The 10,926-nt window shown below is 45.5% G+C and carries 8 protein-coding genes; 3 read left to right on the plus strand and 5 right to left on the minus strand.

Translation table 11 applies throughout. The features are described from left to right. Positions 1-8 precede the first annotated feature (8 nt). The 3 genes from ABIE26_RS09990 to ABIE26_RS10000 all read right to left on the minus strand — a co-directional run bounded on the left by ABIE26_RS09990 (position 9) and on the right by ABIE26_RS10000 (position 4,881). Complete coding sequence (locus tag ABIE26_RS09990) at positions 9-1,607, minus strand: sulfatase (RefSeq protein ID WP_310137203.1); 1,599 nt, start codon at positions 1,605-1,607, stop codon at positions 9-11. An 8-nt stretch (positions 1,608-1,615) separates the two neighbouring features. Beyond that, positions 1,616-3,493 carry a hypothetical protein gene (locus ABIE26_RS09995; protein ID WP_310137201.1) on the minus strand — a complete coding sequence of 626 codons (1,878 nt, stop codon included), beginning with the start codon at positions 3,491-3,493 and terminating at the stop codon, positions 1,616-1,618. Positions 3,494-3,906: 413 nt separating this feature from the next. After that, the gene (locus ABIE26_RS10000) at positions 3,907-4,881 is read right to left on the minus strand and encodes a 3-keto-disaccharide hydrolase (protein WP_310137198.1); all 975 of its coding nucleotides are present in this window, start codon (positions 4,879-4,881) and stop codon (positions 3,907-3,909) included. Positions 4,882-5,231: 350 nt separating this feature from the next. On the opposite strand from ABIE26_RS10000, the gene ABIE26_RS10005 reads away from it, so the two are divergent. From ABIE26_RS10005 to ABIE26_RS10015, 3 genes are read left to right on the plus strand one after another with little or no spacing between them, the layout of a single operon-like run. Beyond that, a complete protein-coding gene (locus ABIE26_RS10005) occupies positions 5,232-7,103 on the plus strand; it encodes an FG-GAP-like repeat-containing protein (protein WP_310137195.1) in 1,872 nt (623 codons plus the stop codon). 59 nt (positions 7,104-7,162) lie between these two features. Continuing rightward, positions 7,163-7,702, plus strand: a complete 540-nt coding sequence (locus ABIE26_RS10010; RefSeq protein WP_310137193.1) for a Crp/Fnr family transcriptional regulator — start codon at positions 7,163-7,165, stop codon at positions 7,700-7,702. Between the two features lie 60 nt (positions 7,703-7,762). Beyond that, the gene (locus ABIE26_RS10015) at positions 7,763-8,311 is read left to right on the plus strand and encodes a DinB family protein (protein WP_310137191.1); all 549 of its coding nucleotides are present in this window, start codon (positions 7,763-7,765) and stop codon (positions 8,309-8,311) included. An 11-nt stretch (positions 8,312-8,322) separates the two neighbouring features. Here ABIE26_RS10015 and ABIE26_RS10020 read toward each other — a convergent pair whose 3' ends face one another. Both ABIE26_RS10020 and ABIE26_RS10025 read right to left on the minus strand, forming a co-directional pair. Beyond that, positions 8,323-9,495, minus strand: a complete 1,173-nt coding sequence (locus tag ABIE26_RS10020; RefSeq protein ID WP_310137189.1) for a TlpA disulfide reductase family protein — start codon at positions 9,493-9,495, stop codon at positions 8,323-8,325. A gap of 14 nt (positions 9,496-9,509) precedes the next feature. Next, positions 9,510-10,925 carry a RagB/SusD family nutrient uptake outer membrane protein gene (locus tag ABIE26_RS10025; RefSeq protein ID WP_310137187.1) on the minus strand — a complete coding sequence of 472 codons (1,416 nt, stop codon included), beginning with the start codon at positions 10,923-10,925 and terminating at the stop codon, positions 9,510-9,512. Position 10,926 lies beyond the last annotated feature (1 nt).

Consider the following 10,926-nt stretch of genomic DNA (forward strand, 5'->3'; position numbering starts at 1 on the left):
ATTGTAGCCTAGCGCTTCTCTTTGCTTTTAAAATAACGGATCATTTCAGCTTTCAAATGCCTGGCCGTCTGCGCATATTTTTTATCATTCAGCACGTTAACCTTTTCCAGGGGGTCTTGCGCATAATCATACAATTCCTGGCCTACAACAGCAGAGGCCTTAAATGGCTGGTCAGTCCTGAAATTTTCTACCCAGATGGTGTAACGGTATCTTTTTGTACGCATGGAATAACCCATGATCTTAGCTGTAGCATCCGTCATGCGCTGTGTTTCTATGGCATTGGCACTTCTTGGGTACTGGCTTACCGCAAATTCCTTAACTGCAGCGCCCGGGTTCTTCATCAGCGGCACCAGGCTTTTACCTTCCAGATGGGCCGGAACCGGAATACCGCTCAGTTCACAAAGTGTAGGAAAAACATCTACAAATTCTGAAAGGGATTGGGTAGCAGAAGGTTTAATATGAGGGGCTGAAAAAATGAGTGGGCTGCGTGTGGCTTCCTCAAAATTGGAGTGTTTGCACCACAGGTTATGATCGCCCAGGTGCCATCCGTGGTCGCCCCAAAGCACAACAATCGTGTTTTTACTTAAGCCCAGTGAGTCCAGGGCATTCAGCACCATGCCAATCTGTGCATCGGCATAGGAAACTGCGGCATAGTATCCATGTAGCAATTCCTTTTGCCGCGCTACAGGCAATGTTACCCCATAGCTTTTCTGATCGGTAAAGGCCAGTAAGGCCGGAATATCCGAGTAAGCACGCAGTTCTCCCGAATTCTGATAAGCCACGTCCACTGCATTTTTTGATTGCTCCTGAAATGCTGCCACCGGCATCTTGTCACGTTCATAAAGGTCCCAATACTTTTTAGGCGCATTGAAAGGTAAATGCGGTTTGGCCAGGCCCACTGCAAAAAAGAAGGGCCTGTTTTTCTTTTGAAGCGCAGCTAAAATATCCTTTGCCTGAAGTGAATTGGCCCCATCGATATAAGCATTGTCGGGTACATCCACACATTCCATCGAAGGCCGGATGGTAGCCGGCAGCATCTGATCGGTTAAGGTCTTTTCACCGGCCTCCCTCCTCTGTTTTTCAACCAGCGCCCTGGTATCCTTTGCCTGGTAATAATTTAAAACAGGTTGCCCGGTTGAAGCGGCATAATAGCTTTTATCTGTTTTGTAATGCGGAACAGTCCAGCTGGGCTTATCCAGGTCCTCGTCCACACATCTTGGATCGTAAATTTTGCCGATGGCCTGGGTAGAATAACCCTGACTGGCAAAATATTGTGGGATGGTCAGAATATCCGGGTTCATGTCCCGCATCCTGGTTTTCAAATCCCATACTTTGGTCACATCAGGGCGCATTCCGGTCATGATACTGGCCCTGGTTGGGCCGCAAACCGCCTGCTGACAGTAATTGCTTTTGAAAACCGTACCCATTTTCGCCAGCCGGTCTATATTGGGCGTTTTAGCCAAACGGTCGCCATAGCAACCCAGCAGCGGTTTCAGGTCATCTATTGCAATGAACAAAACATTAGGCTTATCGGGCTTTTGGGCAAAGCCGGAGAGACCGGATACAGCCAGAATTAAAAAAGAAACGAGCGGAGTTCTTAAGATCATAATTGTATTTATTTTTTACCAAGTGCTATTTTTAACGTTTGCGGGGCTGCTGAGCCTGTGCTGAAACTGATGATTACCGGATAGGCCTCTACGCCAGGGAAAGGCGACCAGTACCGGTCTGCATCTTTGCCCAGCGTTATTTTATAAGGCAGGGTGCTGTTCAGCACTTTTAATTCCCATTCCTCATTTGAAGCTGCTGTTTTGATGATCACCGTGCTGTCGTTTTTCAACCGGAAGGTCGTTCCCTTATCTTTCACTATGGGCTCAACAATTCGGTATTGCTGATCCTCCCCTTTTACGGTAATCTCTTTTACAAGATAACTGTCATAAAAACGGTTGGTTAAACTGTAACTGCTGGCCGATTTTACGCCTTTAATGGTTTGCATATTACCAGCTGTGCTTACTTTAACATGATCAGCCTCCTGCAGCACATTCATTTCGCCATCGGCCTCAAATATATTGGCATAATAAGCGGTATCTTTTGTAAACTCAATCCTGGATGTGAGCGGAAGCAGGTTCTTTTCCACAGGCATGTGCATGGCTTCGGTCCTGTCATAAGCAGAAACAGAGGAAGACTGTAAAAAGCCGTTTGCCCCGAAGCCGTCGTACCAAAGATTGGTAATGCTGCCACCACGGCACACAGATTCGCGCGGATATCTTCTTATTTCGCCATAAGCCGATACCGTGGCCATCATTTTAGGGGTACGGATAACCGCCACCTTAATATCCGGAAAAAACCGGTACCAGTTGAGCTGCTGTGCCGGCAATAAAGCTTTTCCCGGAGCATTGGTTTTGGCGCCATATTCAATGGCCAGTGCAATGCTCTGTGCCCTTGCAAAAGTAGAGTAATTGCAGGGCGGGGAACTGCTGCTGTGATTTGCAGCATGCGGGCCGTAACCAATCCAGCCATCCTGCATGGCATGTGTATTTAAATATTCCAGGCATTTTAATCCAGCTGCCCCAAACTGCGGGTCCATGTCGGCCAGCAGGGCAAAACTGAAATAAACACCAGGGGCAGTTTTTGTTCCGCTTTCATAATTCCATTTGAAAGCGCGTGTACCCCATGAATTGTCGATGGTGCCATTGGGATATACAAACAAGGTATGCGTTTTAAGCAAATTGGCCGCAATCTGCCTGATCCGGGGATCGTCTTTCAATAGCGCATAAAGTGCAATATAGCCTATGCTTTGCGCAATATTATAGCCTTCATCAACCCCTTTTCCTTCACCACTCAAAAAATTATCGCTGGTTACAAAATTTAAGGTGCTGTTGTTCATCAGGGAATCGGCTTTGATGAGCCAGCTCTGTTTAGGTCTGGCAGCAACCTTATAAGTATACAGCAAAGTAGCGGCACCGGTAGGATTATAATTGATATTCCCCAGGGGGAATGTGGCTACGATATAATCGGCAGCGGCATTCATGGTATGGTTCCAGCTTTCTATTTCTGCCGCATTGAGCCAGGGTTTCAGAATGGCATAGGCACCGGCCAGCGAGATCAGCTGATCGGTAGTAGTTCCATGCCAGCCTTTTTGTTCAGGATCGGGCCAGCTCTCGCTCCATCCCCCGGCATTTTTGCCTTTTGTTTCCTGGATTTTTACCAGCCAGTTGCCCAGTTTAATGGCAGCATCACGATATTGAATTTTGCGGGTAAGTTTATAGGCCACGGCAAAAGGGTACACGGCTTCTGCTGCCCGCGAATGTATGGGGTGATTTTCGGGATTGGCAGACCTGCAAACCAGGGCACCGAAGTTTGGATCGGAGCTTTTGCTGATCTGCGTGGTAAGCAGTACATCACATAGGGATTGTAATGTAGCCCGGTAAGGATCTTTCTGGGCAAATAAATTGCCTGAAACAATTAGCAGTACAAATAAGATGGTTATCCTCATGATCTCAATTTAGATTGTTGTTTTTCCTTCACACCATTCAAACGAATTTATGAAAATACTGCACCGCACAGTTTCACTTCTGTTTTAAATACTTTTGAATTTGATTGAAATCAGCATTCGACCTGTGTTCGACCTGTGTTTGGGCTGCGTTCGGGCTGCGTTTTACTTTGAGGCTGCGTTGAAAGCGCATTGACAAGGGGTTGGTAAGGCCTTGATATAACCACAGGCCTTAACAAAGGGTAGGCAATACCTGTTCCAGGCGCTGTCACTCCAGAACGCAGCCCGAACACAGCCCTAACGCAGCACAAACACAGCTACATCTGGCATCACACCTGAAAACAGCAGCTGGCGCAAAATAAAAACTCCCTGCCAACGGTGTTAACAGGGAGTTTTATACCTATTGCAAAATAGCTTTACTTGGCCGGAGTGATCACAATTTTTCTAAACTCAATGGGCTGGTGGTCTCCCTGCAGATAAATTGGTCCTGGTTCGCCTTCATTGCTGTCCAGCGCTCCTCCCGTAATGCCCGGGATTTCCTGGTTGCTGATGATCGTTTTGCCATTTGCCACCACGGTTACCATACGGCCAACCAGGGTGATGTCATAACTTTGCCATTGATCAGGCCCCAGGGTTACCATTTCATTGGCCGTTAAAAAGCCATAAATACCGCCAAACAATACACTGTTTGGATGTGCATCTTTTTTACTGTCTTCTATCTGCGTTTCATAACGTCCTCTCAAATAGACGCCGCTATTGCCACCTTTGGCATATTTAAATTCAACATGCAGTTTAAAATCATTGAACTTTTGTTCGGTGATCAGGTTTGAACCTGCTTTCGGACTCGTTAATATGCCATTTTTCACTATCCACTGGTTTTCGCCACTGGCTTTCCAGCCTTTAAGGTCTTTGCCGTTAAACAGGTTAACGGGCTTACCCCATACCGGGGCTGCTGTTCTTTTTAAATAAGGAGCTTTAACACCTTTCCAGCTATATTTTTTTCCATCGCAATCGGTCATGGTACCTAGCATACCGGTGGCTGTCAGCTCCCCTTCTATGATCATGTTCTGGCTTCCGCTTTCCCATTGCGGCGGAATCTCAAATCTGAATTTACCATTGTCAAACTTCACTTCGGCTACTGGTCTTGCGCTGCCCGACATCGCTACAAAATAACCAACCAGGGTTTTAAAGCCCGAAAGTTTCACCTCCAGCCAGGAAGGCGCAGTTTTACCATTTACATCAACGGTAAGGTCCCAGCGCCCGATTAAGTCTTTAGCCTCTGCAGTGGTACGGATGCTAACCGGTGTAGAATTTTCAGATGCCTGCAAGGCCGGAGCTGTACCAGTCATCAATAAACAGCCTATGCCCAGGGCAAGGAAGTTTTTACGCATTAGATTTTCTTTAAATAACATTTTTAGGTTCATTTTAAGCCAGATGGTCCAAATGGCAGGTTTGTATGTGAACGGCAAGATAAGGTTTATTTGTTTTTTGCACAAACGGTGCAGCAAACTGCCTTTATAAATTTCATAACATTTATTTTTTAATTACATAACATTTCAATTTATTAAAAAATATTATATTAGTACTTTACAAACATTAAATTATATTTTTTATTCTTAAAGACATTGATGTAACCAGTATTTAGATCAGGCAGCAGCAGCAAAATACATCAAGCGTGAGTTGGGGTTATTTTTAAACGCATTCGTAACCAAAAACTAAATATCACTTAAACTACATCAAAATGAAGAAAACAATGCTGGGCCGGTATGGCCTGAAAAAGTCAATCCTGACTTTAACTGCTGCGCTTTGCTTTGCAGGATGCAAGCAGGCCGAAATGAACAAACCGGAAGAGGATGCCAAAGGCAGACCTCCGCAAGCACTATCGAATGCCGCATTGCTGGCCGGTGAAGGTCCTTTCAAAGTTCTTTCCTTTAACGTAAGGCACGACGATGCCGGCGACCCTCAATCGCTTGACCAGCGCAAAGGCAACATCCGCCAGATCATTGTTGACAATAACCCGGATGTTTTCGGTGTACAGGAATTTTCTGACGATTTCTTTGAGACCTGGTTCAGGGCGCAAATGTCGGCATTGGGCTATGGCGAATATTACAGCACCGCCATCACCACTACCCCTAAAGCCATTTTCTATAAAACCTCCAGGTTTACACTGGAGCGAAGCGGTACGGTAAGGCTTGGTGCCTCCCCCATTATCAATACAGCCACATGGGTAGTGCTGCTGGACAATACCACCTCCAACAAATATTTCATCAGCAACAGCCACTGGCAGTTCGATTCACAGCCTACACGTATTGCCAACGCCAATGCATTGGTTGATATGGTAAACCAATACAATACCGATAACCTGCCGGTAATTGTGTTTGGTGATTTTAATGCGCAACCGGGTACTACCGAAATCGGAAATCTTAAAAGCGGCCTGGACGTAGTAGATGCGCTGGGCGACAGTACCGGCGACTATACTTTCCATGGCTGGGATGCTACCGGCAACTCAAAGCTAGACTGGATCATGAGCGACAGGAGCATGGCCTTCACCTCTTCCAGTGTAATTACCACCAGCTATGGCGGTTACTGGCCTTCAGACCACTGGCCAATCATCGCCACCTATGTACCGGGCATATTTGGCGGTCCGCATACCGATGCCAATGGTAAAAGCGCCAGCGCCAGTACAAACTTTTACTTTGCCGATGTAAATGGCGATGGCAGGCAGGATAAAATATACTGGAACCCTACCTACGATAGCGGCAGGCCACAGGTATTTCTGTCTAACGGCAACGGCACCTTTGCCTCTCCGGCTGTGGTACATACTGCCGGCGCTTCCACGCTCAGCACAACGCGTTACCATTATGCCGATGTAAACGGCGATGGTAAAGCCGACCAGATTTTATGGAATCCGACCCTAAACTCCGGACATACACGTGTATACCTGGCTACAACCGGCGGCAGCTTCAGCGCAACTGTTGTAGATAACCCTGAAGGAACAAGCGCAGGCACCACAACGGTTTATAATTTTGCAGATGTAAACGGGGATGGAAAGGCCGACAAAATATACTGGAACGCAACGTTCGATTCCGGGAAAACCCGGGTTTACCTGGCTACCTCCGGCGGCAGCTTCAGCAGCTCGGTAGTAAATGGTGCAGAAGGTGCCAGTACTACCGGGGGAACTATTTTCTATTATGCCGATGTAAACGGTGATGGAAAGATGGACAAAATACTGTGGCACCCTACACTGAATTCGGGAAAAACCATGGTTTATTTATCCGATGGCGACGGCACCTTTACCGCTTCCTCAACATTCAGCAACTCTGGGGCCAGCAGCGTTTCGGCATCAACCGTATTCTATTTTGCAGACATCAATGGTGACGGCAGGGCCGATAAGGTTTACTGGCGGCCAGACCTTTACCTCGGCAAAATAAAAGCTTATTTTGCAACTACAGGAAATGCTTTTGGCGGCCCCATCTATTCCTTAAGGGGTACCTCGCAAAGTGCAGATACCAATTTCTATTTTGCAGACATTACCGGTGACGGGAAAGCAGACCAGATCCGCTGGAACTATGCAGAGTATACCGGCGAACTGAGAAACTACTTCGCCAAATAAAAATGTAATAAAGCAGGCTGTAAATCGTATTTTGCAGCCTGCTTTATTTTAAACCAGTTATGCGTAATGAACTTCCTTTTATCGGCCAGCTGGCAGAAACGATAAAAATTTCCGGAACCAGCAAATCATTTGCCCGCGGAGATTTTATTTTGCAACAGGGAGACATTGAAAAAAACCTTTATTATGTGGCCTCTGGTGCCATCAGGGTTTTTCTGTTATCAGAGCATGAAGAACAAACCATCAGGTTTGGTTACACGGGCTCAGTTATCAATTCATTAGCGTCTTACATTAGCGGCAAACCTTCCGATTTTTATATAGAGGCCATCCGTAAAACTACCCTCAAAGTAATTTCGAGGGAGGAAGTCTTAAAGCTGGTCCACCAGGATGAAGCCCACCTGAGAGGCTACCTCGGTTTAATGGAGACCGTCATCGTCCAGCAAATGGAACGGGAGATTGACCTGCTTACGCTATCGCCTACAGAGCGGTTGAACAGGGTTCTGCGGCGCAGTCCGGATCTTTTCCAGCACATCCCATTGAAGTACATCGCCTCCTATTTAAGAATGGCGCCCGAGACTTTAAGCCGGATCCGAAATTCTTGATTTCAATCAAGGACCAGGAAATCCGTTCTTTTCAAATTTGCATCGAATCAAAGATCAATTATGAAAGCAGAAAACCAGGTGCTCATCGCAGCGCTCTTAAGCAAAACAGAAAAATCAATATCAGAGGCCCTCTACCTTAAAACATTAAGCAGCGAACAGCTGAATTTCAAAAACCATGCTCAGGAATGGAATGCACTTCAATGCCTGGAACATTTAAACCTTTATGGCGATTTTTATCTGCCCAAAATTGAAGCACAGATCCTGAAGCAAAAACCAGGTAAGGGCAAACTCAGCTTTAAAGGTGGGATGCTGGGCAACTATTTTGCCAATATGATACAGGTAAAAGGTAATAAGGTAAAAAAATACAAGGCCATGAAGCATATGACAGCCGAAAGCGGACTATTGGTTACCCTTACAATCGAACGTTTTTTGAAGCAGCAGGAATTGTTAAAAGTGTTGTTAAAACAATGCCTCAACATTGACCTGAATAAGCCAAAGGTCGAAACTGCATTGAGCCGGTTCATTAAACTGAATATGGGCGATACACTCCGTTTTATGGTCTACCATACGGAACGTCATATGCTTCAGGCCTTGAATATGGTCAACTAAGCAAAAAACTTTTATATGCTTTCTTTTAACTTAGCTTTAAGTTGCTCAAGGTTCAGATTTTCTGCAACTACAACACCTTTCTCATTGAGCAGGAACATGGCCGGAATAGCCCTGACTTTCCAGGCTGCAGAAGTTGTCCCTTTGTCCAGGAAACTTGGCCATTTCAGGTTTTCCTCCTGTTCGGCCTTCAGCCAATCGGATTCCTTTTTATCAATGGAAATACTTACAATCTGTAGTCCTTTGCTGTTCATTTCTTCGTACAAAGCCCTCAGCCCTGGAATAGATTTTCGGCAAGGCCCGCACCAGGAAGCCCAGAAATCTACCAGCGTATATTTATGGCCTTTTACCAGCTGGCTAAGGTCTGCATCTTTTTTTGCACTGCTGGCCGCCTCGAAAACCGGTGCTTTCTGGTTTAAAAATCCTTTCGGGAACAGTTCGTCTTTTATCTTGCGGCCATAATAACTGTCTTTTGCGGCATCAGATAAAGATTCAAACAGCGGTTTCTGCTCAGGTGTAAAATAACTGTAAGCATTCAGCATCAGGAAAGCTCCCCACCAGGAGTCTTTATGTGCCTGAATGGTTTCAGTTGACACCTTTCCTACCTTATCAAAAAAAGCTTTTTCTTCTGCCATTAACTGCTTGTACGCAGGAGTATTGATCAGGGAATCGACTTTGGCCTGGTTCTTTTCTTTTTTAGCAGCCCATAACTGGCTGGTAATGGCTTCACCTCTTTTGTTATAGGCTTCATGATCCGCGTTCAGCATTTCCCTGTAGGCTACTTTTTCCAAATACGTTTCATGCACGGGGCTTCCGGTAATTTTCAACGCTTTCAAATCCAGAAATTTATTGTTGTTTCGCTCCGCAATCGCCGCATTAGCGGTGATGGAAATTTTCGTATGGTATACCATAACCTGGCAGCCGCCATAGGTCCCTTTTACGGCAATCCTGAACAACCTTGGCCCATCTACAGTACCGTTAAAACTGAACCTGGTGTCTTTGATCACCGTGCTGGCTACGGCCTTTTCTTCGTCATGGGTACCGGAGGGGATAAGTTCCAACACAGTTCCATCAGCCAAACCTTTAAATGTCCCGTTAATGTTATATCCTTTTTGCAGGATGGAAGCATTTGCAAATATTGCCAGCAACAGCAATACTGATGTTGCCCCTATTTTAATTGATTTCATATCGAACAGTTAAATTATTTGTCTACGTTTTGTTTCAATGTTCCGTTACCCGGATTTTTAATTGCACCATATGGGAACGGCATGGTCCACAGATGTGAATTTGGTGAAAGACTATAGTTGCTGCCATTCTCTGTTTTGGTAAGTGTAACTGCATATTGCGGGTCTTTGTTTAACCTGCGGGCATCGGCAAATACATTGATACCAAATATCAGCTCATTAGCCTTCGTACGTTGTATCAGTTTTACAGCATCGGCAGTATTTGCAGCGGTAAGTGCCACATAATTTGACGGAAAAATACGCTTAACACGTACAGCATTAAGTGTCGTCATTGCCCCTCCTACATCACTTAAACGCGCCTGGCACTCTGCCTTGATCAGGTACACTTCAGTAGTGGTCAGACCGCCAATATTGTAAAAACCTGTTGTGATGCTGGTATGATAGGTATCTGCGCCAACCGTTCTTAATTTCCATCTCGATTTAAAACGGGCATCACCATTTTCAAACCGTGTTGCCCGGTCCAGGCGGATTGCAGCTTCCCTACCGGGCTGATTGGTAGCTCCATGACGGAAATAATAGTTCTCTACATAATTATGTCCCATTGGAGATGGCGCATTCGTATATACATTAGGCGCTTCAATCTGTGTTTTATAGGTATTGTAGTATTGAACCCAATCAAACAGTTTGTCGTTGTATTTTAAAGCTTCGTTAGCAGCCGTCAATGCCTCCTGGTACCTGCCCATAGTAAGGTTAATTCTTGCCCTCAAAGCATAAGCTGCACCCAGGTTAGGGTGCAATACGGTAGCACTGGTGGCCTGCAAAGCCGGGATGGCTTCGTCTACGTCTTTCAGCATAAAGGCATAAATATCCTTAATGCTTACCTGGGTATATGCCGCACCAATATCGGCACTCAATATGAGCGGAACAGCTAGTTTAGTCGCTGCATTTGCTTCTTCGTAGGTATCGGCATAGTAGTTGACCAGAATATAATAATTCAGTGCCCTTAAAACTTTTGCCTGTGCAATCAGCTCATTTCTTTGTGCCTGTGTGGCCTCAGTAGCTTCACCAGCATGCTCAACAAGCAGGTTACTGGTTGAAATTGCACCGTAACCAGCATAGTAAGTGGTTTCATCTGCATTGTTCATGGCTATCCTGTCAGCGCTTTCATTCCAGAAATAATTGGCAGTATAAAGCGGGTAATAGTTCAGGTTTGAACTGGATTCGAACTTATCGTTCTGCAACAATAGCGCCTGGGTAATCACTGCCCGGTGGTTACCATATTCATCGCGTATTAAAGCCTCATAATCTGCGAAAGTTTTAGGGATTTTTTTTCCGGGAGGAATAACATCTATAAATTTTTTACAGCCGCTGAAACTGATGAGCAATAACAGCAAAACCGACATTTTCAGGTTATTTAAAAATATTGTCTTCATA

It is taken from the genome of Pedobacter africanus, assembly GCF_040548825.1.
Classification (GTDB): domain Bacteria; phylum Bacteroidota; class Bacteroidia; order Sphingobacteriales; family Sphingobacteriaceae; genus Pedobacter; species Pedobacter africanus_A.

Bases quoted from the DNA above. Each gene is read 5' to 3' on its own strand.
- ABIE26_RS09990 (WP_310137203.1), bottom strand. From the start codon at position 1,607: ATGATCTTAAGAACTCCGCTCGTTTCTTTTTTAATTCTGGCTGTATCC.
- ABIE26_RS09995 (WP_310137201.1), bottom strand. From the start codon at position 3,493: ATGAGGATAACCATCTTATTTGTACTGCTAATTGTTTCAGGCAATTTA.
- ABIE26_RS10000 (WP_310137198.1), bottom strand. From the start codon at position 4,881: ATGCGTAAAAACTTCCTTGCCCTGGGCATAGGCTGTTTATTGATGACT.
- ABIE26_RS10005 (WP_310137195.1), top strand. From the start codon at position 5,232: ATGAAGAAAACAATGCTGGGCCGGTATGGCCTGAAAAAGTCAATCCTG.
- ABIE26_RS10010 (WP_310137193.1), top strand. From the start codon at position 7,163: ATGCGTAATGAACTTCCTTTTATCGGCCAGCTGGCAGAAACGATAAAA.
- ABIE26_RS10015 (WP_310137191.1), top strand. From the start codon at position 7,763: ATGAAAGCAGAAAACCAGGTGCTCATCGCAGCGCTCTTAAGCAAAACA.
- ABIE26_RS10020 (WP_310137189.1), bottom strand. From the start codon at position 9,495: ATGAAATCAATTAAAATAGGGGCAACATCAGTATTGCTGTTGCTGGCA.
- ABIE26_RS10025 (WP_310137187.1), bottom strand. From the start codon at position 10,925: ATGAAGACAATATTTTTAAATAACCTGAAAATGTCGGTTTTGCTGTTA.